The sequence below is a fragment of the Streptomyces sp. Y309 genome (genome assembly GCF_056712025.1).
The window spans coordinates 71,682-93,341 of record NZ_CM160048.1 but is presented as its reverse complement, the minus strand read 5'-3'; the positions used below and the strand labels follow the sequence as shown (position 1 = coordinate 93,341).

The window sequence follows — 21,660 nt, the reverse complement described above, 5'->3', positions numbered from 1 at the left end:
AGTGGATATTGGCCTATACCAATCAACGACGTCAAGGAGTCACTGTGGTGGGATGTGTACTCAATTGTCCTGTACGAGAAGGGTGTTCGCGGCGACGGCGGGGGCGTCGTTGGCCGGATCCGCGTCCGTCCTCCGTCGTGGCCGCCGCACGCGGAACCCGTGCATCGGCCATCCGGATTGCCGCCTCATCCGAAGGATGTACCCGTATGTCGTCCAGGGTGTCGATCCTTCGCCGCCGCCCGCGGCCGAGCATGAAAAGAGATCCCGGACTCAAGGCGGTGCCACGATGTTGCACGACGGACTTTCCTCCCCACGCGACGGCGTCTCCTCCCCGCACGACGGGTTTCGCTCCCCGGACGACGGGCTTGCCTCCCTGCTCGGCGAACTGGCCCGGATCGCCGCGCTGCCCCTGGAACGCGGCGAGACCCTCCCCGCCCGCGCCTACACCAGCGAGGACTTCCATCGGCTGGAAAGGGACCGCGTCTTCGGCAGCGACTGGGTGTGCGTCGGCCATGTCGACCAGGTCGCCCGGCCCGGCGACTATCTGCGCACGGACGTCCTCGGCGCCCCCCTCGTCATCACCCGCGACGAGAACGGCGAACTGCACGCGCTGTCCCGGGTGTGCCGGCACCGCTTCATGGACGTCCTGCCGCCCGAGACGACCCCGGACCAGGGCTCACTCAAGCGGCTGACCTGCCCTTACCACACCTGGACGTACCGGCTGAACGGCGAGTTCGTCGGCCAGTTGGCCGGCGCCCCGCTGATGAACAAGGTCGAGTTCGACCGCGCGGCCTGCCGTCTGCCGCGGCACCGGCTCGAGGTGTGGCACGGCCTGATCATGGTGTGCGCCGACCCCGACGCGCCGCCGCTCGGCCCGCAGCTGGCGGGCCTGGACGCCGTGCTGGCGCCCTACGGCCTCGCGGATCTGGTCGTCGCGTACACGGAGCGCTGGGACGGTGTCCCGGCGAACTGGAAGGTGGCGTTCGAGAACGGCTCGGAGAACTACCACCACATGGGTTCGCACGCGAACACCCTCGACAAGATCCTGCCCGGCAAGGGCACCGTGGTGGACGAGTGCGAGGGGCGCGGGTTCAGCATGTACACCCCCTTCGCCCCGGACATGGAGATCCCGCAGGGACCGGACGGCGTGGACGCGCTCGGCACCCTCATCCCCGGACTCGGCATGCGGCAGCTCTCCGGGCTGACCGTCGCCGGCGTGTTCCCGAACATGGTCCTGGCGCTGCTGCCCGACAGCGTGACCTTCGTGCGCTGGGTGCCGACCGGCCCGGCCACGCACGACGTGCTCGTCACGTCGCTGGTCCCGCCCGCGACCAGGCAGCGGCCCGGGTTCGACGCGTATGTGGCGGCCTCGAAGGAGCAGTTCAAGGAGATCCAGACGGAGGACCTGATCGCGATCCGCGGCGTGCAGCGCGGCCTCGCCACCGACCCCGCCCCGTCGGGCGGCCGCTTCTCCCATCTGGAGCGTCCGCTGTGGCAGTTCCAGCGGTATCTGGCGGAGCGCCTGGCAGGGGTGGGCACGGCAGCGCGCTGAGCGACGAGAGGGCGTCGTCCTGATCAATATGAACGCAATCGCCGAGCTGTCGAATGTCGCTTCCCCGGTGCCTAGCATCGAGCCCTCCGCGCGAGGGCCGCGCTTGGAGGGCCCGGGGAAGGACGACTCATGGGCGACCGGCTGAGCGCACGACGACCGCGCCGTGCACGCACGTTCGGCGGGCACGGCCGCGCCGCCGCGCTCGCGGGTGGCCTCGCCATGGCCGTCGCGGCAGGGCTCATGGGGCCCGCGTCGGCAGCCCCGGCGAACAGGGAAGGGCCACGGCCCACGCCCGCGGACTGCCCGGTGAGCGTGGGGACGAAGGCCGACTGCTACACCGGCCGGGACGCGAGCGGCGCGTACTACGCGATCGCTGTCCCCAAGAAGTGGAACGGCTCGCTCGTCGTGCACGCGCACGGCGGCCCCGACCTCGGCGCGGCATCCGATCCGCGGCGCAGCGTCGAGGACCTCGGCCGCTGGTCGGTGATGGTGGACCAGGGATACGCGTGGGCGGGCTCGTCGTACCGCCGCGGCGGCTACGGAACACGCATGGCCGCCGCGGACACCGAGAGCCTGCGCAAGCTGTTCACGCGCGAGTTCCGCACGCCGAAGAGGACCTACTTGCACGGCCAGTCCTGGGGCGGCGACGTCGCCGCCAAGGCCGTCGAGGCGTACGGCGCGGGCTCCGGGCGGCCGTACGACGGCGCGCTGCTCACCAACGGCGTGCTCGGCGGCGGCTCGCGCGGCTACGACCACCGCGTGGACCTGCGCGTCGTCTACCAGTACTACTGCCGGAACCACCCCAGGCAGGCCGAGCCCCGCTACCCCCTGTGGAGCGGGCTGCCGAAGGGCTCGACGATGACCGCCGCCGACCTCGAAGCCAGGCTCCAGGAGTGCACCGGCCTCGCCTCCGCGCCCCAGGACCGCACAGCCCCGCAGCAGCGCAACCTCGACGACATCCTCGCCGTCACCCGGATCCCGGAACGCACCCTGGAATCCCACCTGAAGTTCGCGACCTTCACCTTCCGCGACATCGTCCACGAACGGCTGGGCGGGCGTAATCCCTTCAGCAACCAGGGAGTTCGCTACACCGGCTCCCACGACGACAAGGCCCTCGACGCCGGAGTGGAACGCTTCTCGGCCGACCCCACCGCGGTGCGCGACCTGTCGTACGACAGCGACCTCACCGGCAAGGTGTCGATCCCCGTGCTCACCCTCCACGCCATCGACGACCCGACCGCCTTCGTGGAGCACGAGGCGGCCTACCGCGCCACGCTGCGCGGAGCGGGCCGGGACCGGCACCTGGTGCAGACGTTCACACGGGAGAAGGAGCACAGCGGGCTGAGCGCGGCCGAGTACGCCAACTCCCTTGCCGCACTGGACACATGGGTGCGCAAGGGCAAGAAGCCCACGTCGGCTTCCGTCGCCGCGTCGTGTCCCGCCTTCGACGCGACGTACCGCACGGGCTGCTTCTACGACCCAGGCTTCGTACCGGGGGAGTACGCCTCGCGTGTGCGCCCGCGGCCGGGCGGTCACACCTGGCCCGTGATGACGGCGGCACAGGAGCGGGCGTGGAGCCGCGTCCCGGGGGTGGGCATCGCCCCCTGACGGACACCAGGTAGCCGGATGTCCCTCCAGATCCCCGGCGAGGCCGCGTGTTTCGATGGCGGTATGACGCTTTACGTCGGCACCTCCGGGTGGCAGTACAAGGACTGGCGTGGCGTGCTCTACCCCGAGCGGGTGCCGCAGCGGCTCTGGCTGGAGGAGTACGCACAGGCGTTCGCGACCGTCGAGAGCAACAACGCCTTCTATCGGCTGCCCACCAGGGAGAATTTCGCCGCCTGGCGCGACCGCACCCCGGAGGGCTTTGTCGTCGCCGTCAAGGCGAGCCGGTTCCTGACGCACATCAAACGGCTCCGCGAGCCCGAGGAACCCGTGCGGCGTCTGATGGACCACGCCGTTGGCCTCGGTGACCGGCTCGGGCCCGTCCTCCTGCAGCTGCCGCCCACCCTTCAGGCCGATCCGGCCCTGCTCGACAGCTGCCTGCGCTGTTTCCCCACCGGCACACGGGTCGCGGTCGAACCGCGCCACGAGTCGTGGTGGACCCCCGAGATCCGCGAGCTTCTCGAGGATCGGGGCGCCGCCCTGTGCTGGGCGGACGTGGGGTCACGGCCCGTCACGCCGCTCTGGCGCACCGCCGACTGGGGCTATGTGCGGCTGCACGCGGGGCGCGCCCGGCCGTGGCCCCGCTATGGCAGGAAGGCGCTCGCCTCCTGGGCCCAACGGGTGACGGGAACGTGGTCCGCCGAGGACGTCTTCGTGTACTTCAACAACGACCCGGGCGGCGCCGCCGTCCACGACGCCACGGCCTTCGCCCGTGCCGCGCACCGAGCGGGCGCGGCCGTGACGCGGACGCCCTCCTCCCCGCCACCGGTGTCCGAGGGAGACCACTGATCGCCGGTTGCGGACAACTACATTCTGACCATGACTGACACGACGCGTGAGTTTCCCGCACCCCACGGCGCCAACCCGTTGCGTCAGCTCTCCCTGGAGCAGTTGCGGCGGCGTACGAGCATGAAGTGGCGCGCGTATCCCGAGGACGTGCTGCCGCTGTGGGTGGCCGAGATGGACGTGCCGCTGGCCGAGCCGGTCGCGCGGGCGGTCACCGACGCGGTGGCGCTCGGTGACACGGGCTACCCGGCGGGCACGGCGTACGCCGAGGCGCTGGCCGACTTCGCGCGCAGACGGTGGGGCTGGGACGGGATCGCCGTGGAGCGCACGGCGATCGTGCCCGATGTGATGCTGGGCATCGTCGAAATGCTCAAGCTGGTCTCCGGTCCTGGCGACCCCGTCGTCGTCAACTGCCCTGTGTATCCGCCCTTCTACCAGTTCGTCGGGAACATGGGCCGGCCCATCGTCGAGGCCCCCTTGGGCGCCGACGGACGGATCGACCTCACCGCCCTGGAAGCCGCGTTCCGGCAGGTCGGGACTCAAGGCGCGGGAAGGCCGGTGTACTTGCTGTGCAGCCCGCACAACCCGACCGGGGCCGTGCACACCGCCGAGGAGCTGACGGACATCGCGCGACTGGCGCGGACGTACGACGTTCGTGTCGTGGCCGACGAGATCCACGCCCCCGTCATGGCCGCGGGCGCGTCCTTCGTGCCGTACCTGGGCGTGCCCGGCGGGGAGAACGGGCTGTCGCTGATGTCGGCGTCGAAGGCATGGAACCTGGCCGGTCTCAAGGCGGCCCTCGCGATCGCCGGGCCGGACGCGGCCGACGACCTGGCCCGCCTGCCGGAAGAGGTGAGCCACGGGCCCAGCCACGTCGGCATCATCGCCCACACCGCGGCACTGCGGGACGGTGGCGACTGGCTCGACGCCGTGCTGTCCGGCCTCGACGACAACCGGAGGCTGTTGGCCCGGCTGCTGTCCGAGCACCTGCCCGCCGTCCGCTACGAACCCGCCGAGGGCACCTACCTGGCCTGGCTGGACTGCCGGGAGCTCGGCCTCGGCGACGAGCCGGCCGCCGTCTTCCTCCACCGCGGGCGCGTCGCCCTGAACTGCGGCACGCACTTCGGTACCGGCGGGGCGGGATTCGTCCGCATGAACCTCGCCACCTCGCCGGAGCTGATCACCGAGGCGGTCCACCGGATGGCCACGGCCGTGCGGTGAGCAGCCCGCCCCTCGCGGTCAGGGCCCGAACTCGTGCATGAACATGCTCGATTGGGCCGAGTTTCGCGCACATCTTGACGTGTGCAGGGTGCTGCGCTGCACTGTCCGTCATCCGAGCTCTCTGCCCGTCTCCGGCTTCCGGACTCTGGAGTGGTGCCCATGAGGGGTTTCCGTCGTACGTGCCGCGCCACCGGGCGGGAAGGGGCCCCGCCCCCGCGGCCCGCCCTCCGCCCGCCCCGCAGCCGGACACGGGTCCCGTGGGTCGCGGCCTCCGTCGCGACACTGCTCTCCACCCTGCTCACCGTGCCGACGGCCCAGGCCGCCGAGCCCAACCCGGCGCCGGTCACCGTGCCTTCGGTGCGCTCCTGGGAAGGCGGCCAGGGCACCTGGGAGCTGACGCGGCGCAGCCGCATCGTTCTCCCCGAGGCGGACGCCGACGCCCTCGAACCGACAGCGGCGCTGCTCGCCGGCGAGTTCGCCGCCCAGGAAGGAACGCGCCCGCGTATCACCACCGGCAGTCCCGCCCGAGGCGACATCGCGCTCGCCCTCGGCGGCTCCGCCCCCGCGCCGGAGGGATACGAGCTGCGCCTCGCCGACGCCGCGCGGATCACCGCGCCCGATCGCCGGGGGGTGCTGTACGGCACCCGTACGCTGCTGCAGGCGCTGCGCACCGGCGCCGAGGCGCACGCGGTGGCGCGCGGCACGGTGCGCGATCACCCCACGCAGGCCCAGCGCGGGCAGATGCTCGACGTGGGCCGCAAGTACTTCCCGGTGCGTTACCTCAAGCGGCAGATACGGCAGTTGGCCTGGTACAAGCTCAACACCTTCCACCTGCATCTGTCGGACTGGAACGGCTACCGGATCGAGAGCGACCGCCACCCGGAGATCGTCTCCGAACAGCACTACACGAAGAAGGAGTTGCGGGACCTGGAGGGCTACGCCGCCCGCTACGGCGTCACCATCGTCCCGGAGATCGACCTGCCGGGCCACGCGGCCGCCATCGGCAGTGCCCGCCCCGACCTCGCCTTCTCGTGCGAGTCGATGTCCCGGCCCGACAACAGCTGGGAGGGCTCCGACCGCGGCCACTGGACACTCGACTACACCAAGCCCGCCACCCGGGAGTTCGCCCGCGATCTCGTCACCGAGGTCGCGGAGATCTTCGACAGCCCCTACGTCCACATCGGCAGCGACGAGGTGCCGTTGCGGCCCGCGCAGGAAGCGTGCCCCGAACTCGTCGCCTACCAGAAGGAGAAGGGCTACCCGTACCCCGGCGACGTACTGGTGGAGTTCATCAACGACCTCGACCGCACGATCCGCGCGCAGGGCAAGACCACCCAGATCTGGCAGTGGTGGGACTTCCAACAGCCCACCAGCATCGACCCGGACAAGCGTGTCGTCGTCAACGAGTGGCTCTCGTCCCCGGAAGGCCGGGCGGCCGAGGGGTACCTCACCGTCGGCGTCCAGGACGGCCCGCTCTACGTCAGCCCCGGCCTCAGCACCAAGCCCGGGGACTACGGCTTCTTCGACGTCCGCACCACCTACCGCGACTACCCCTTCACCGCGCGGCCGGGCATCAGCGGTTACCGCATGGCCCGTTGGTCGGACCGCACGCAGACGGATCCCGTCGGCCGGGTGGACTACTTCGCCCGCCGACCGCTGGCCGTGGTCGCCGACCGCACCTGGGCGACGCCCGCCGGCTCACCGGTGGGGCCCTTCCTCGACCGCTACGACCAGGTGGGCGACGCGCTCCCGCTGGGCAAGGCCGACCCCGCCGACCTGGAGTCGCAGATCGGCGCCAACCCCGGCATGCTCGGCCAGGACGGCTGGGCGGCGACGGCGACGAGCGAGGAGACCGCCGCCGAGCCCGGCCAGGTCCGACGGGCCGTCGACAACGACCCCTACACCCACTGGCACAGCGCCTACGGCGCCGCTCTGCCGCAGCAGCTCTCCACCGACCTCGGCGCCGAGCGGCGGATCGCCGGAGTGCGGTACATGCCGCGCCAGGACGGTGGGATCAACGGCCGGGTGAAGGACTACGCCGTGCTGGTCTCGGGCGACGGCGACACGTGGCGGACGGTCGCCTCGGGCCGCTTCCCGGCCGACCCCACCGAGTTCACCGTGCCGTTCCCGGCCACGACCGCCCGGCATGTCGCGCTCCGCGTCGTGAGCGAGCACGGCTCGTCCAACACCTTCGCGTCCGTGGCCGAGTTGGACGCGGTGCACGCACGGTGAGTCATGCCGTCACGCCCCCGCGCCGAGGACCCCGATCATGTGAGTGACGGTCGTGGTCATGGCGCGGCGGCCCACGGTCAGATAGCTGCGGGTGTCCACGGCTTTCGGGTGGTCGGCGAGATAGGCGCGGATCGCGTTGGTCATGGCGATGTTCAGGGCCGTGCCGATGTTGACCTTGGCGATGCCGCCCGAGACCGCCCGGGCCAGCTCGTCGTCCGGGACGCCGGAGGAGCCGTGCAGGACGAGCGGGACTCGCAGCGCCTCGGCGAGACGGGCGAGCAGGGCGTGGTCGAGGGCCGCCGTCCGCGTGGTCATGGCGTGTGAGCTGCCGATGGCGACGGCGAGCGCGTCGATGTCGGTCTCGGCGGCGAACTGGCACGCCTCGTGGGGGCCGGTGCGCGCGCCGGGGGCGTGCGCGTCCAGCGGCGGCTTGCCGTCCTTGCCGCCGACCTGGCCCAACTCCGCCTCGACCCAGAGGCCTTGGGTGTGCGCCCAGTCGGCGGCGGCGCGGGTCGCGGCCAAGTTCTGCCGGTAGGGCAGGTGGGACGCGTCGTACATCACGGAACTGAAACCGGCGTCGGCGGCCTGCCGCAGCAGGGCGTCCTGCTTGACGTGGTCGAGGTGCAGGGCGACCGGCACGGCCGCGGCCTCGGCGAGGGCGAGGGCGGCCCGGGCGATCGGCAGGACGCGCCCGTAGCGGTACGTCACCGCGTTCTCGCTGACCTGGAGGATCACCGGGGACTTGGCGGCCTCGGCGCCGGCGACGACGGCCTCGGCGTGTTCCAGGGTGATGATGTTGAAGGCCGCGACGGCCCGGCGCTTGGCGGCGGCCTCGGCGACGAGGGCACCGGTCTGTGCGAGCGACATCAGGTTCCTCCCGTCCCGGTCAGTCGGCGTCGAGGACGACCGAGCGGGTCAGATGGCGCGGCCGGTCCGGGTCGAGGCCCCGCAGCGCGGCGACCGCGAGGGCCAGGCGCTGGGCGCGCACCAGCTCGGCCAGCGGGTCCAGGGCGCCCTCGACCCACAGCGCGCCGGTCGCCCGGACCTCCTCGGCAAGTCCCTTGGGTGCCGGGCCGAACATCCAGGTCGCGGTGGTGTCGGTGGAGATGCTGATGGGGCCGTGCCGGTACTCCATGGCCGGGTACGCCTCGGTCCAGGACAGCGACGCCTCGCGCATCTTCAGCGCGGCCTCTTGGGCGAGCCCGGTGGTCCAGCCCCGGCCGAGGAAGGTGAACTGGGAGCACCCCACGAGCCCTTCGGGCAGCGGCTCGGCGAGCGCGGTGCGGGCGTCGGTGACGGCCTGTTCCGTGTGCAGACCGAGGTGGGCGCGGAGCAGCGTCAGGGCGGTGGTGGCGAAGCGGGTCTGGACGACCGACTGCTCGTCGGCGAAGTCGAGGACCACGAGGTCGTCCGCAGCCTCCCGCACCGGGGTGTCCGGGTCGCCCGTGATCGCGGTGGTGCGGAGGCGCCCGCGCACCAGCGCCAGCAGGTCGAGCACCTCGGTCGTGGTGCCGGAGCGGGTCAGGGCGACGACCCGGTCGTACGAGCGTGCAGCGGGGAACTCGGAGGCGGCGAAGGCGTCGGTCTCACCGAGCCCCGCGTCCTCGCGGAGGGCGGCGACGGCCTGCGCCATGAAGAAGGAGGTCCCGCAGCCCACCACGGCCACGCGCTCGCCGCGCGAGGGCAGCGCGTCCTTGTGCCGCGCCGCCAGATCGGCGGCGCGCGCCCAGCACTCCGGCTGGCTGATCAGTTCGTTCTCGGCATGGCTCATGGCGGGCTCCCACCCTGTGAGTCCGACGCACCACTCCACCGGGTGCTTGTTTCTGCAATCTATAGCGGTGTTTCAATCACAATCAAGCATTCGCTTGTGGGATAGGGTCATCACGGACCGTGAGTGCGGGAACTGAGTGGAGGGTGCGGATGTCGCGCGATGCCCGCTGGCAGGCGCTCCTTGAACTGCTCGTCGAGCGGGGCCGCCTGGACGTCGAGGAAGCGGCCACGGCGCTGGGCGTCTCGGCCGCCACGATCCGCCGGGACTTCGACCAGCTCGCCGAGCAGCAGATGCTCGTGCGCACCCGGGGTGGCGCGGTCGTCCACGGCGTCTCGTACGAACTGCCGCTGCGCTACAAGACCGCCCGGCAGGCCTCGGAGAAGCAGCGGATCGCCAAGGCGGTGGCGGACCTGATCGCCCCGGGCGAAGTCGTCGGTCTGACCGGCGGCACCACGACCACCGAGGTCGCCCGCGCGCTCGCGGTGCGGCCCGAACTGGCCACGGGATCACCGGCGTTGACGATCGTGACCAACGCCCTCAACATCGCCAACGAGCTGGCCGTACGGCCCCAGTTCAAGATCGTTGTGACCGGCGGGGTGGCCCGCCCGCAGTCGTACGAGCTCACGGGGCCGCTCGCGGACGGGGTGCTCGATCAGATCACGCTGGACGTCGCGGTGCTCGGCGTCGGCGCGTTCGACGTCGTGCACGGGGCGACCGCGCACGACGAGGACGAGGCGGCGATCAACCGGCTGCTGTGCGAGCGCGCCACGCGGGTCGTCGTCGCGGCCGACGCGACCAAGCTCGGCCGCCGCGCGTTCGCACGCATCTGCGCGACGAAGCAGGTGAACACGCTCGTGACGGACACGGCCGTTGACGAGGAGATGGCCGCGCGGTTCACCGAGGCGGGCGTGTCGCTGGTGACGGTCTAGAGGGTTCCGGGGCCGAGGGGCAGCTCCTCCCGGTGAAGAGCGTGAAGAGGCGGTCCCGCGCGTCCGAGACGCTCCGGCCCCGCCCCCTTGAACGACCCTTTGTCCTGCCTGGAGAAAAAGTCCGGTTCTTTGTCGCGCAAGGACTTCCCGCTCAGAGGAAAGCTGACTAGCGTCCCGCCCCAACTCACCCGCTCCGATGCACTCGCTCCGACGCACCCGCTCCGATTCCCTCGCCTCATCACCTGCCGGGAGCAGCAATGAGCGCACGGTCGTACCGAAGAAGCCGAAGCCGAAGATTCCGCACCCGCCTCAGCCACTTGGTCGTCGGGTCCCTCCTGGCCGGAGCCGCCTGGGCGGCGGGAGGTGCCCCCGCCGCAGCCGAGGAGGACCCGAGCCCCTTCGTCGAACTCCCGCCCCAGGAGCCCGGCGTGACCCAGCGCGTGTACGACATGCAGCAACCGCTGCAGAAGCTGTGCGAGCTCAAGGCCGGGCAGACGCCGAACGTCGACGAGCTGAAGCCGGTCGTCGACTGGAAGGACGCCGGGGACTTCGGCGGCCTCGCCGACAATTTCGTCTCGCACACCATCGCCAACCTCAACGTCCCCCAGGACGGCACGTACACCTTCCGCCTCACCAGTGACGACGGCTCCCGGTTGCTGATCGACAATCAGCGGGTCATCGACCACGACGGCCTGCACGGGCCGACCCCCAAGGACGGCACCGTCGAGCTGACGGCCGGCTACCACGCCCTGCTGATCGAGCACTTCGAGGCGGGCGGAGAGCAGCAGGTCACCCTCGCCTGGAAGCCGCCGGGCGCGAGCGACTTCGCCGTCGTACCGGACTCGGTCCTGAGCACCGACGCGGGCGTCGTGCGCGTCACGGCGCCGGGCCGCAAGGAGTGCGCCAACTCCACGGAGACACCGGGCGACGGCCTGCCGCTGAACGGCGTCCACCCCGACTACCGGCTCACCGACCTCAGGCCGAAGGGCTTCGAGCCGCAGGTCTCCGCGATGGACTGGCTGCCCGACGGCCGGCTCGCCGTGGCCACCTGGGGCGGCACCGACAACTCCAAGGGCGAGGTCTACCTCCTGGACCACGTCACCGGCAGCACCGGACCCGAGAAGGTGACCACCAAGAAGGTCGCCGAGGGCCTGAAGGAGCCGATGGGCCTCAAGTACGTCGACGGCTCGCTGTACGTCTCCCAGAAGCACGAGCTGACCCGGCTGAAGGACGCCGACGGGGACGACGTCACGGACGCGTACGAGACCGTCGCCACGTGGCCGTTCGGCAAGAACTTCCACGAGTTCGCCTTCGGCCTGCTGTACCGGGACGGCTTCTTCTATCTGAACCTGTCCGTCGCCATCAACTACGGCGGCGCCACCACGGACCCGCAGCCCGCGAAGAACCGCGGCACCAGCATCAAGGTCAACCGCGAGACCGGCGAGGTCTCCTACGTCGCGGGCGGCCTGCGCACCCCCAACGGCATCGGCTGGGGGCCCGACGGCGAGCTGTTCGCCACCGACAACCAGGGCGGCTGGCTGCCCTCGTCGAAACTCCTGCACGTCAAGCAGGGCCGCTTCTTCAACCATCACACCAACCCCGACGGGCCGTTCGACGACAGGCCCGTCACCCAGCCCGTGCTGTGGCTGCCGCAGAACGAGATCGGCAACTCGCCGAGCACCCCGATCCTCGTGAAGGAAGGAACCTTCGCCGGCCAGATGCTCATCGGCGACGTGACCTACGGCGGCGTCCAGCGGGCGTCCCTGGAGAAGGTCGGCGGCGAGTACCAGGGCGCGGTCTTCCGCTTCACCCAGGGGCTCGAGGCCGGCGTCAACCGGATCAGTACGGGCCCCGACGGCGCCCTGTACGCCGGGGGACTGGGCGCGGGCGGCAACTGGGGCCAGCCGGGCAAGCTGAAGCACGGCCTCCAGAAGCTGACGCCGCAGGGCAACGACGCCTTCGACATCAAGACGATGCGCGCCACGCGGACCGGTTTCGAGCTGGAGTACACCCAGCCGGTCTCCCAGGCGACGGCCGACAAGCTCGCCGCCCGCTACCAGGTCGCGCAGTGGCGCTACGTGCCGACCGCGGCCTACGGCGGTCCCAAGGTGGACGAGGAGACGCTGCCGGTGCGCTCGGCGACGCTCTCCTCCGACCGCACGAAGGTCACTCTGGAGATCCCGGGCCTGAAGCCCGGCCACGTCGTCCACGTGCGCTCGCCCCGCCCCTTCAAGGCCGAGGGCGGCACGGAGCTGTGGAGCACCGAGGCGTGGTACACGCTGAACCGTGTCCCCGGCGCGAAGCCCGCCCCGCAGTCGCTCCACGAGGCGGAGGAGGCCCGGCTCGGCGGCGGCGCCACCACCAACGACAACCACTCGGCGTACTCGGGCCGCGGCTTCGTCGACGGCTACGGCACCAAGGGCGCCACCACCACCTTCGACGTCCGTACGAAGAAGGCCGGCACCTATGACGTCGGTCTCCGCTACGCCAACGGCCCGCATCCGGCCGCCGGGACCAAGACGCTGAGCGTCCACGTCAACGGCCAAAAGGTGCGGCAGGCAAAGCTGTTGAGCACCGGCACCTGGGACAAGTGGTCCACGCACACCGAGCGGCTGAAGCTGCGGGCGGGCGCCAACACCATCACGTACAGCCACGACGACGGCGACTCCGGCCACGTGAACCTAGACCTGCTCGCCGTCCACCCGCAGGGCAGCACGAACAGCCTCTTCGACGGCGCCGACCGCTCGCGGTGGCAGCACACCGATGGTCGCACCCCCCAGTGGCCGCTGGTCGACGACCGCGCGATGGAGGTCTGTTGCGGCGACATCCGCACCAAGCAGGCGTTCCAGGACTTCACGCTGCACGTCGAGTTCTGGCTGCCGAAGCTGCCGCCGGACGTGACCGGCCAGGACCGCGCGAACAGCGGCGTGTATCTGCAGGAGCGGTACGAGATCCAGATCCTGGACTCGTACGGCGACGACTCCCCGGCGAACGACGAGGCCGGTGCGATCTACAAGAAGAAGGCACCCGACGTCAACGCGGCGAAACCGCCCGGAACTTGGCAGACGTACGACATCTCCTTCCGCGCGGCCCGCTTCGACGACAGCGGCGCGAAGACGGAGGACGCCCGCGTCACGCTGGTGTGGAACGGCGTCAAGGTCCATGACGACGTGGCGATCGACGGGCCGACGGGAGCGGGGGAGGCCGAGGGCCCGACGGCCGGCGCGATCCGGCTGCAGGACCACGCCAACGCGGTCCGGTACCGGAACATCTCGATACGGCCGCTGTAGGCCTCTGAATGGCCCCTGTGGGCCCCGGCGGGACGCGCCTGTTGCGGGCGCGTCCCGTTCCCCGTCGCCGACACGGGCGTAAGGTCCGGCGGCATGCAGCCCTCACATCCCTCGGTGTCATGACCGGCCGCCGCAGCGCCGGACTGCTCCTCTTCCGCGCCCCCGGCCCGGCGCCCGAAGTGCTCATCGGCCACATGGGCGGACCGTTCTGGTCGCGCCGTGACCAGGCGGCCTGGTCCATTCCCAAGGGCGAGCACGGCGACGAGGAGGAACCACTGGCCGCCGCGCTCCGCGAGTTCGAGGAGGAACTCGGACAACCGGCCCCCGCGGGCCCCTACCTGCCGTTGGGCGACGTGCGGCAGGCGGGCGGCAAGACGGTGACCGTCTGGGCCGTCGAAGCCGACCTCGACCCGCGGACGGTCGTGCCGGGCACCTTCCGCATGGAGTGGCCGCGCGGCTCGGGCCGCGTCCAGGAGTTCCCCGAGCTCGACCGGGTGGCCTGGCTCCCGCTGGACCAAGCGGGCGACAAGCTCGTGGCCGGCCAGCGGGTGTTCCTGGACAGGCTGGCCGCGCTCCTGACCGACTGAGCCGGCACCCTGGAGCGGGGCGTGACGCCCGCGGGCCCGGCGCGGCTCGGCCCGGTCCCGCTACCCGGACGCCCCGTCAGTGCCGGCGACGATGTCCTCGATGGTGATCGGCAGCTTGCGCAGGCGCCGTCCGGTGGCGTGGTGGATGGCGTTGGCGATGGCCGGAGCCACCCCCGCCTGGCCGACCTCGCCGACACCCTTCACGCCCAGCGGATTGACGACGGCGTCCCGCACCTCGACGAAGTCCACGTCGACGTCGGGCGCGTCGGCGTTGACCGGCACCAGATACTCACCGAGGCTCGCGTTCGCCCAGCGGCCGGTGCCCGGCTCCATGTGGGTCGCCTCCAGGAGCGCCTGGCTCAGCCCCCAGATCATGCCGCCCATGAGCTGGCTGCGGGCGGTCTTGGCGTTGAGGACGCGACCGGGCACGAACGCCCCGGCCAGGCGGCGCACACGGACAAGACCGAGCACCGGGTCGACGGCCACCTCGGCGAACTGCGCGCCGAACGTCATCGACGCGAACGGCGCGTCGTGCGGCGGCGGCCCCCAGGATCCGGTGGCCTCCACGTCCGGCAGGAAGTTGCGCCGCAGCAGCTCGGCGTAGTCCTCGCCGGTGCCGGGCGCGGCGCGCAGCACCATCCGGCCGTCGCGCACGTCGACGTCGGCGGGGTCGGCGCCGTGCAGCGGCGATCCCTCGTCCGCGACGGCCCGGGCGACGAGTTGCTCGCGCAGCGCGCTCGCGGCGGCGTGCACCGTCGCGCTGACCATGCCCGCGCCGGAGGACCCGACGGCGGCGGCCACGTTCGGCAGGTCGGTGTCCCCGCCCTCGAACCGGCACCGTTCCACCGGCAGCCCCAGCGCCTCGGCCGCGACCTGCGTCATCACGGTGAGGATGCCGGTGCCGATGTCCGTGACCGCGGCCTGCACGACGGCGGTGCCGTCCGCGTACAGCCGGGCACGCGCCCGCTGCGGATTGTTCGGCCCGTACACGGGATACGCGCACGCGGCCATGCCGAGACCGATCACCCAGTCGCCGTCACGGGCCGGGGGCGCGGCCCGGCGCTCCCAGCCGATGCGTTCCGCGCCGCGCTCCAGGCACTCGCGCAGCCCGCTGCTGCTCCAGGGGCGCCCGGACGCCGGATCGTTCTCGCTGCAGTTGCGCAGGCGCAGCTCCAGCGGATCGAGGTCGACCCGCTCGGCGAGCTCGTCCATGGCCGTCTCCAGCGCGAACAGGCCGGTCGCCTCGCCCGGGCAGCGCATGAACGTCGGCGTCGTCGTGTTGGCGCGGATCAGCCGGTACACGCCCTCGTAGTTCGGGCACGCGTACATCTGCCCCGCCACGCCAAGGGACGGCTCGGCCCAGTGGTCGAACGGCGAGGTCGGCGACAGCTTGTGGTGCCGCAGCGCCACCAGACGGCCGTCCTTGCCGGCACCGAGCGTGAGCCGCTGCTCCTGCTCCTCGCGGTGCCCGCAGGCCACGAACATCTGCTCCCGGGTGAGGGCGAGCCGCACCGGGCGCCCGACCTTGCGGGACGCGAGCGCGGCGAGCGTCGGATGGTGCCAGACCATCGCCTTGGCGCCGAAACTGCCGCCGGTGAAGTGGCCGATCACGCGGATGCGGGTGTGCGGGATCCCGAGCAGCGCGGCCACCGTGTGCTGGGTCGCGGTGACGCCCTGCGTGGTGTCGTGCAGGGTGAGCCGGTCGCCCTCCCAGTACGCGGTCGCGGCCGACGTCTCGATGGGGTTGTGGTGGTTGGCAGCGAAGGTGAAGGTGTGGTCCACCGTGACGTCCGCCGCGCCGAGCGCCGCCTCCACGTCACCGCGTTCGCTGCGGCCCGGAATGAAGCCCGCGAAGATCGCCTCGGGCTCGTACGCCTGGTCGCGGCCCTGGTCGATGACGGTGACGGACGGCTCCTCGGCGTACGTGATCCGCACGAGCCGCGAGGCGTGCAGCGCGCGCTCGTACGTGTCGGCGACGACCAGCGCCACATGCTGCCCGGCGTAGTGGATCTCGTCGCTCTGCATCGGGAAGAACGTCTCGCCGGGCGCGACCGAACCGGCCAGCGACGGAAGCAGCGGCGGCTGCGCCGCGATCTTCCCGATGTTCCCGTGGGTCAGCACGGCCAGCACCCCGTCGGCCAGCTCCGCCTCGGTGCTGTCGATGGACGTGATGCGGCCGCGGGCGATTCGGGCGCCGACGAGGACGGCGTACGTCATGCCGGGCAGCGGCACCTCGGCCGCGTACCGGGCGGTGCCGGTGACCTTGGCGTGGCCGTCGACACGGTCCAGGGGGCGGCCGATGGGCCCTTCCGTCAGGGTGCTTGTGCTCATCACCGGCTCCCGTCGCGCGTGAGGAGGTCGAGCGCCCGGACCAGGGTGCGGCGGCCCAGCTCGGGCTTGAAGGCGTTCATGGGGGTGGTGCGGGCGCCGGCGAGCTCCGCGCGCGCGGCGAGGTCGAAGCTCTCGGCGGTGGCCGGGGCACCGACCAGCGCGTCCTCCGCGCGGCGGGCCCGCCAAGGCCGGGTGCCGACCCCGCCCAGCGCGAGCCGCACCCCGCTGATCTTGCCGTCGTCCACCTCGATCGCCGCGGCGACCGACACCAGGGCGAACTCGTACGACTCGCGGTCGCGGACCTTGAGGTACAGCGAGCGACGGGCCATCGGCAGCGCGGGCACCTCGATGGCAGTGATCAACTCACCGTGCATCAGCGGATGTTCGCGCTCGGGGGTGTCGCCGGGCTCCAAGAAGAAGTCGTCGATGGCGTACGTGTGCTCGCCCTCGAGGGTGCGGGTGCGGATCCGGGCGTCGAGGGCGACCAGCGGGACCGCCACGTCGGAGGGGTGGGTGGCGATGCAGTGCTCGCTGGTGCCGAGCACGGCGTGGGTGCGGCTGACTCCGGCCAGCGCGGCGCAGCCCGTGCCAGGCTCCCGCTTGTTGCACGGGGACTCGCCGTCCCGGTAGTAGCCGCAGCGCACCTTCTGCATCATGTTGCCGCCCATGGACGCCATGTGGCGCAGCTGCGCGGAGGCGCCGAGCACCAGTGCCCGCGAGATCAGCGGGAAGCGTTCCTGGACGGCGGGTGCGGAGGCCACGTCGCTCATCCGGGCCAGCGCGCCGATCCGCAGGCCGCCGTCCGGCGTCTCCTCGATGCCGGCCAGCGGCAGCCGGTTGATGTCCACCAGGCGGCGGGGGGTGAGTACGTTCTGGCGCAGCAGGTCCACCTCGGTGGTGCCGCCCGCGAGGAAGTCGCTGCCGGGGTCGCCGCCGACGGCGCGCAGCGCGCTGTCGATGCCGTCGGTGCCCTCGGCGCGCAGATAGCTGATGGGTCGCATGTCCGGTCGGCTCCTCAGACGCGTTCGCGGGCCGCGCGGATGGCGGCCCTGATGTTCGGGTACGCGGCGCAGCGGCAGATGTTGCCGCTCATCCACTCCTTGATCTCGGCGTCGTCCGTGGCGTGCCCCTCCTGGACGCAGCCCACCGCCGACACGATCTGCCCCGGCGTGCAGTAGCCGCACTGGAAGGCGTCGTGGCGGATGAACTCCTCCTGCATCGGGTGGAGTTGACCGTCCCCGCCGCCGTCGGGCCGCGCCAGGCCCTCCACCGTGGTGACCTCGGCGTCCTCGCAGGTGATGGCGAGCGTCAGGCACGCGAGCACCCGCCTGCCGTCGACCTGGACGGTGCACGCCCCGCAGGTCCCCTGGTCGCAGCCGCGCTTGGCGCCGGTCAGGTGGAGCTCCTCGCGCAGCGCCTGCAGCAGGCTGACGCGCGGCTCGATCTCCACCTGCCGCTCGGCGCCGTTGACGCCGAGCCGTACCTTCACCGGCCCCGGCCCCCGCTCGGCCGTATCTGGTGCCGTGCTCGTCTCCGGTGTGCGCACTGCCATGACTGGTGCCTCCTCAGGCCCTGCGAATGACACGACGTACGGACGCGACGTACCGACGCGCGGGCGCGCCGTCCTCACGCGACGTACGCGTGACGTACCAAGAGCGAGCCTCACACAACGAGCGAAACGTGGCAATAAGGGCATATCGTGTCATGAGTGAATCGACGCTCCGGGGTGCCCCATGCCCGGTAAGCGAGGAGCGGGTGGCGGGGGCGTCCCGGATGGGCCAGTCGCGGATGGGCCAGTGGAGCTTGTTGCCGTGCGGCCGTGAGGTGTCGTACGAGCGGCTGGATCGGGGCGGGCCGTCGCTGCGGTGCGGGACGTAGGCTCGGGCGGTCCGTCGAGCCCCGGAGGTCCGCCATGCGCGCCCGCCGTCCGCACCGCCTCGGCCTGGCAGCCGTGATCGCGTCGATCGTCACCGCGTTGCTGGGCGCGGGCTTGGCTCCGGCCTCGCCGACGGGGGCGACCGGGACCGCCGCCGACGGCATCCCCCGCCTCACCGACGACCGGGGCCGCACCCTCACCCTCCGCGGCTGGAACGTGGAGGACAAGACGCACCACGGCGCCGAAGCGCTCAGCGCGATCACCGAGCGGCACTTCGCCGACCTGCGCGCCCACGGCTTCAACTTCGCCCGGCTGCTGGTCTTCTGGGACGACCTGGAGCCCCGGCGGGGCCAGTACAGCGCGTCGTACCTGCGCAAGATCCGGCGGATCCTCGACTGGGCGCACCAGCACGGCATCCATGTCGTCATCGACGCCCACCAGGACGTGTTCGGGCCCGCGTTCGGGCATCGCGGAATCCCCGCGTGGGCGACGCGGACCGACGGCCTGCCGTTCACACCGCACCCCGACGACTGGTTCGCCGAGTACTTCGAGCCCGCCGTCCAGCGCGCCTTCACCCACCTCTACGAGGACGCGGACCTGCGGCGCGCCCAGGCCCGCGTCTGGCGGCTGCTCGCGGACCGCTTCGGCCGGCATCCGGCCGTTCTCGGCTACGACTTGATCAACGAGCCGATGGGCGAGCTGCGCGCGGGCGAGGACCTGGCGGCGGCCGCACGCCGCATCGAGGCGACGCAGCTCACCCCGATGTACAACCGTCTGGCGGACGCGATCCGCACCCGGGACCGCTCGAACCTGCTGTTCGTCGAGCCGACCCCGATCGTCGGCGAAGGCGTGCCCACCGGCCTCGGCCGCGTGGACGACCAACGGGTCGTGTACGCCCCGCACTTCTACAACACCGCGATGGAGGCGGGCGCCGACTACGACCCGGCCGACGGCTGGATCACGACGTACGAGAACGCCGTCACCGCCTACCCCCGCGAACAGCGGATCCCGGTCGTGGTGGGGGAGTGGGGCCCGCTGAACAGCGGCCTGCCGAACATGCGCCGCTTCCACGACGACGCGCTCGCCTCCTTCACCCGCTACTCATCGGGGTGGGCGGCCTACGTCTGGTGCTACGGAGGCGGCTACTGCGCCCTCGACCGCGACGGCCGCTTCCGTACGAACAAGGAACGCACCGCCACGCCGTACGCCCCCGCCGTCGCGGGAACCGTACGCGCCGACACCCACGACGCGGCCCGCGGCACGTACCGCCTCGCCTATCGCGCGGCGCACCTCCCCGGCACCACCGTGCTGTCCCTCCCGCCGAGCACCACCGGCTGGCGGATCGAGGTGTCGGGCCGCGCGGCGCGAGCCGGCGCGCGGAGCGTGCCGCCCGGGCGGGCGCGACAGGTGCGGGTGTGGGCGGGCGGCGGAGCCGAGGTGGAGGTGAGGGTGCGGCCGGGCGCCGCCGCCGGCCACGACTGAGCCGTCGCCGTCATCGGCGCCGGTGATTCCGCCGCATGCCGAACGGCCCGGGCAGATCCATCGACGACGTACGCCGCCCGGTGGAGCTGACGGTGTGCCGCGGCCCGTGCCTGCCGCCCAGCGTGATCGACCACGAGCGGCGACTGATGTTGAGCCGGACCCCCGGAAGGATCCGGTACGACTTGCGGAACGTGATCGGCATCGCGGACTCCTCGTATTCGGCTGACCGCCCGGGCGCACGTTCTCGCCGTGCTCCCGGTCGGACGCGTACCCCGTCCGGACCAGACTCGCGCATGACACGGAGGCCGGAGGTGCTCTCCACCGCACCCGCTACAAGGCCGTGACACTGCGCCGGTGAACGCATGGGACGGGACCGAACCCGGCATCGGCCGCGAAGACGGCTCTCAGGCGTCCTGCGGGTACCAGCGCAGTTCCACGGTGTTGCCGTCCGGGTCCTGCACATAGAGGGAGACCGCGGTGCCCCGCGCGCCGAAGCGCTCGCCGGGACCGTCGAGGACCGTGAAGACGCCGGAGTCGATGACCTGCTGCCAGTCGAGCGGCTCGACCACCAGGCAGATGTGGTCGACGTTGGAGCCCTGCGGCCGCTCGTCGGACGCCTCGATGAGGTCGATGATGGTGGTGGGGCTCACCCGCACGGACGGGAAGGGGACCTTGCCGGCCCGCCACTCCTCCACCCGCACCGGGTCCAGCCCCAGCGGGCCGGTGTAGAAGGCGAGCGAACGCTCGATGTCGGCGACGTTCAGGACGAGGTGGTCGAAGGCGATCACGCGCATGGGTGTCTCCGCGGGGTCGGGGCGCCGGGGCGCCGGCGGTGGTGTGTCAGGTGCGGCGGTCCCGGACCGGACCTCGCCGGTCCGGATCGGTGGCTGGTCGCCGACTGCCAGGATCCGCGACTGCCAGGGTCTGCGACTGCCGGGATCCGCGACTGCCAGGATCCGCCGTTGACTTCAGCATCACCCGGCGGGCGTCCATCGGTCCAACACATGCTTGTCATCGGTATCCATCGCGTTTGATGATGAATCAATGGATCTCCAGCAGATGCGCTACGTCGTCGCCGTGGCCGAGACGGCGAGCTTCACGCGTGCCGCCGAGCGGTGCCACGTCGTCCAGTCCGCGCTCAGCCACCAAGTGGCCCGCCTCGAGAAGGAACTGGGCGCCCGGCTGTTCGAGCGGACCAGCCGCCGGGTGCGGCTGACCGCCGCCGGAGAGGCGTTCCTGCCCGCCGCCCGCCAGGCCCTGGAAGCGGCCGAGCGGGCCCGTGCGGAAGTGGCGGCGGCCACCGGCGAGATACGGGGCAAGCTGACCGTCGGATCGATCCCCACCGTGGCGGCCGTGGATCTCCCGGCGGTGCTGCGCGACTACCGCCTGCGCTACCCCCAGGTGCGGATCAGCCTGCGGGCCGGTTCCAGCGAGCGGCTCGTCGAGCTGGTGCGCGAGGGCACGCTGGACGCGGCGTTCCTCGGCGTGCCGTCCGGATTCCGGCCACAGGGCGTCCACGACCGGGAACTCGCCCACGGGCAGCACGTCGCCGTGGTCGATCCGGGTCACCCGCTGGCCACCCGGCACGAGGTGGACCTCCGCCTCCTCGCCGAGGAGGTGTTCGTGGACTTCGCCGACGGCAGCGCCGCCCGCGCCCAGTCGGACCAGGCGTTCGCGGCGGCCGGGGTGCGGCGCGAGGTCGCCTTCGAGGTGTCCGGAGTCGAGCTCATGGCCCGCATGGTCCGCCACGGCCTCGGCATCGCCCTGCTGCCCGCGACGTTCGCCGCCGAACTGCACGGCCTGCGGTGTGTGCCCATCACCAACGGGCCGGTACGGGTGGAGCGCCTCGTCTGGAGCCGGTTCACCCCGTCACCCGCAGCCGCTGCCTTCCTCGCCCTGCTGGGCGCCGACACACAGCCGTCGGCGGCCTGAACCCTC

General features: G+C 71.9%; 17 protein-coding genes. 10 read left to right on the top strand and 7 right to left on the bottom strand.

Annotation, left to right across the window (positions count from 1 at the left end; genetic code table 11):
* The first annotated feature begins 286 nt into the window (after window positions 1-286).
* The 5 genes from AC0KTA_RS00450 (at window position 287) to AC0KTA_RS00430 (ending at window position 7,456) form a co-directional block, all read left to right on the top strand.
* Window positions 287-1,552 (top strand): aromatic ring-hydroxylating oxygenase subunit alpha, encoded by a 1,266-nt coding sequence (locus AC0KTA_RS00450; RefSeq protein ID WP_481053065.1) that lies wholly within the window; start codon window positions 287-289, stop codon window positions 1,550-1,552.
* Window positions 1,553-1,681: 129 nt separating this feature from the next.
* Complete coding sequence (locus AC0KTA_RS00445) at window positions 1,682-3,160, top strand: hypothetical protein (RefSeq protein WP_481053064.1); 1,479 nt, start codon at window positions 1,682-1,684, stop codon at window positions 3,158-3,160.
* Window positions 3,161-3,223: 63 nt separating this feature from the next.
* Window positions 3,224-4,006: a DUF72 domain-containing protein gene (locus tag AC0KTA_RS00440; RefSeq protein WP_481053063.1), complete on the top strand. Its 783-nt coding sequence runs from the start codon at window positions 3,224-3,226 to the stop codon at window positions 4,004-4,006.
* A gap of 30 nt (window positions 4,007-4,036) precedes the next feature.
* Entirely contained in the window at window positions 4,037-5,224 is a 1,188-nt protein-coding gene (locus AC0KTA_RS00435; RefSeq protein WP_481053062.1) for a MalY/PatB family protein, read from the top strand.
* A 303-nt stretch (window positions 5,225-5,527) separates the two neighbouring features.
* Complete coding sequence (locus AC0KTA_RS00430; protein ID WP_481053061.1) at window positions 5,528-7,456, top strand: family 20 glycosylhydrolase; 1,929 nt, start codon at window positions 5,528-5,530, stop codon at window positions 7,454-7,456.
* A 9-nt stretch (window positions 7,457-7,465) separates the two neighbouring features.
* Here the strand turns inward: AC0KTA_RS00430 and AC0KTA_RS00425 are convergent, their stop codons facing one another.
* Together AC0KTA_RS00425 and AC0KTA_RS00420 are read right to left on the bottom strand one after the other, a co-directional pair.
* Complete coding sequence (locus tag AC0KTA_RS00425) at window positions 7,466-8,323, bottom strand: ketose-bisphosphate aldolase (protein ID WP_481053060.1); 858 nt, start codon at window positions 8,321-8,323, stop codon at window positions 7,466-7,468.
* Window positions 8,324-8,342: 19 nt separating this feature from the next.
* Window positions 8,343-9,227, bottom strand: coding sequence for an SIS domain-containing protein (locus tag AC0KTA_RS00420; RefSeq protein WP_481053059.1), 885 nt, complete (start codon window positions 9,225-9,227; stop codon window positions 8,343-8,345).
* A 149-nt stretch (window positions 9,228-9,376) separates the two neighbouring features.
* Between AC0KTA_RS00420 and AC0KTA_RS00415 the strand changes: the two genes are divergently transcribed.
* The 3 genes from AC0KTA_RS00415 to AC0KTA_RS00405 all read left to right on the top strand — a co-directional run bounded on the left by AC0KTA_RS00415 (window position 9,377) and on the right by AC0KTA_RS00405 (window position 14,033).
* Window positions 9,377-10,156 (top strand): DeoR/GlpR family DNA-binding transcription regulator, encoded by a 780-nt coding sequence (locus AC0KTA_RS00415; protein ID WP_481053058.1) that lies wholly within the window; start codon window positions 9,377-9,379, stop codon window positions 10,154-10,156.
* A 257-nt stretch (window positions 10,157-10,413) separates the two neighbouring features.
* The gene (locus AC0KTA_RS00410) at window positions 10,414-13,446 is read left to right on the top strand and encodes a 3-keto-alpha-glucoside-1,2-lyase-like domain-containing protein (protein WP_481053057.1); all 3,033 of its coding nucleotides are present in this window, start codon (window positions 10,414-10,416) and stop codon (window positions 13,444-13,446) included.
* Window positions 13,447-13,565: 119 nt separating this feature from the next.
* Window positions 13,566-14,033, top strand: a complete 468-nt coding sequence (locus AC0KTA_RS00405; protein WP_481053056.1) for an NUDIX hydrolase — start codon at window positions 13,566-13,568, stop codon at window positions 14,031-14,033.
* A 60-nt stretch (window positions 14,034-14,093) separates the two neighbouring features.
* Here AC0KTA_RS00405 and AC0KTA_RS00400 read toward each other — a convergent pair whose 3' ends face one another.
* Genes AC0KTA_RS00400 through AC0KTA_RS00390 form a run of 3 tightly spaced genes read right to left on the bottom strand, consistent with a single transcriptional unit; the run spans window position 14,094 to window position 17,916 of the window.
* A complete protein-coding gene (locus AC0KTA_RS00400; protein ID WP_481053055.1) occupies window positions 14,094-16,364 on the bottom strand; it encodes a xanthine dehydrogenase family protein molybdopterin-binding subunit in 2,271 nt (756 codons plus the stop codon).
* Window positions 16,364-17,365, bottom strand: coding sequence for an FAD binding domain-containing protein (locus AC0KTA_RS00395; protein ID WP_481053054.1), 1,002 nt, complete (start codon window positions 17,363-17,365; stop codon window positions 16,364-16,366). The genes AC0KTA_RS00400 and AC0KTA_RS00395 overlap by 1 nt, the downstream gene beginning before the upstream one ends.
* Window positions 17,366-17,379: 14 nt before the next feature.
* Window positions 17,380-17,916, bottom strand: a complete 537-nt coding sequence (locus tag AC0KTA_RS00390) for a (2Fe-2S)-binding protein (RefSeq protein ID WP_481053053.1) — start codon at window positions 17,914-17,916, stop codon at window positions 17,380-17,382.
* Window positions 17,917-18,276: 360 nt separating this feature from the next.
* Between AC0KTA_RS00390 and AC0KTA_RS00385 the strand changes: the two genes are divergently transcribed.
* Entirely contained in the window at window positions 18,277-19,722 is a 1,446-nt protein-coding gene (locus tag AC0KTA_RS00385; RefSeq protein WP_481053052.1) for a cellulase family glycosylhydrolase, read from the top strand.
* Between the two features lie 10 nt (window positions 19,723-19,732).
* Here the strand turns inward: AC0KTA_RS00385 and AC0KTA_RS00380 are convergent, their stop codons facing one another.
* Together AC0KTA_RS00380 and AC0KTA_RS00375 are read right to left on the bottom strand one after the other, a co-directional pair.
* Window positions 19,733-19,924 (bottom strand): DUF4236 domain-containing protein, encoded by a 192-nt coding sequence (locus AC0KTA_RS00380; protein WP_481053051.1) that lies wholly within the window; start codon window positions 19,922-19,924, stop codon window positions 19,733-19,735.
* 202 nt (window positions 19,925-20,126) lie between these two features.
* A complete protein-coding gene (locus AC0KTA_RS00375) occupies window positions 20,127-20,516 on the bottom strand; it encodes a VOC family protein (protein ID WP_481053050.1) in 390 nt (129 codons plus the stop codon).
* Window positions 20,517-20,766: 250 nt separating this feature from the next.
* Here AC0KTA_RS00375 and AC0KTA_RS00370 point away from each other — a divergent pair, with 250 nt between their 5' ends.
* Window positions 20,767-21,654 (top strand): LysR family transcriptional regulator, encoded by an 888-nt coding sequence (locus tag AC0KTA_RS00370; RefSeq protein ID WP_481053049.1) that lies wholly within the window; start codon window positions 20,767-20,769, stop codon window positions 21,652-21,654.
* Window positions 21,655-21,660: the final 6 nt, after the last annotated feature.

Bases quoted from the DNA above. Each gene is read 5' to 3' on its own strand.
- AC0KTA_RS00450 (WP_481053065.1), top strand. From the start codon at position 287: ATGTTGCACGACGGACTTTCCTCCCCACGCGACGGCGTCTCCTCCCCG.
- AC0KTA_RS00445 (WP_481053064.1), top strand. From the start codon at position 1,682: ATGGGCGACCGGCTGAGCGCACGACGACCGCGCCGTGCACGCACGTTC.
- AC0KTA_RS00440 (WP_481053063.1), top strand. From the start codon at position 3,224: ATGACGCTTTACGTCGGCACCTCCGGGTGGCAGTACAAGGACTGGCGT.
- AC0KTA_RS00435 (WP_481053062.1), top strand. From the start codon at position 4,037: ATGACTGACACGACGCGTGAGTTTCCCGCACCCCACGGCGCCAACCCG.
- AC0KTA_RS00425 (WP_481053060.1), bottom strand. From the start codon at position 8,323: ATGTCGCTCGCACAGACCGGTGCCCTCGTCGCCGAGGCCGCCGCCAAG.
- AC0KTA_RS00420 (WP_481053059.1), bottom strand. From the start codon at position 9,227: ATGAGCCATGCCGAGAACGAACTGATCAGCCAGCCGGAGTGCTGGGCG.
- AC0KTA_RS00415 (WP_481053058.1), top strand. From the start codon at position 9,377: ATGTCGCGCGATGCCCGCTGGCAGGCGCTCCTTGAACTGCTCGTCGAG.
- AC0KTA_RS00410 (WP_481053057.1), top strand. From the start codon at position 10,414: ATGAGCGCACGGTCGTACCGAAGAAGCCGAAGCCGAAGATTCCGCACC.
- AC0KTA_RS00405 (WP_481053056.1), top strand. From the start codon at position 13,566: ATGACCGGCCGCCGCAGCGCCGGACTGCTCCTCTTCCGCGCCCCCGGC.
- AC0KTA_RS00400 (WP_481053055.1), bottom strand. From the start codon at position 16,364: ATGAGCACAAGCACCCTGACGGAAGGGCCCATCGGCCGCCCCCTGGAC.
- AC0KTA_RS00395 (WP_481053054.1), bottom strand. From the start codon at position 17,365: ATGCGACCCATCAGCTATCTGCGCGCCGAGGGCACCGACGGCATCGAC.
- AC0KTA_RS00390 (WP_481053053.1), bottom strand. From the start codon at position 17,916: ATGGCAGTGCGCACACCGGAGACGAGCACGGCACCAGATACGGCCGAG.
- AC0KTA_RS00385 (WP_481053052.1), top strand. From the start codon at position 18,277: ATGCGCGCCCGCCGTCCGCACCGCCTCGGCCTGGCAGCCGTGATCGCG.
- AC0KTA_RS00380 (WP_481053051.1), bottom strand. From the start codon at position 19,924: ATGCCGATCACGTTCCGCAAGTCGTACCGGATCCTTCCGGGGGTCCGG.
- AC0KTA_RS00375 (WP_481053050.1), bottom strand. From the start codon at position 20,516: ATGCGCGTGATCGCCTTCGACCACCTCGTCCTGAACGTCGCCGACATC.
- AC0KTA_RS00370 (WP_481053049.1), top strand. From the start codon at position 20,767: ATGGATCTCCAGCAGATGCGCTACGTCGTCGCCGTGGCCGAGACGGCG.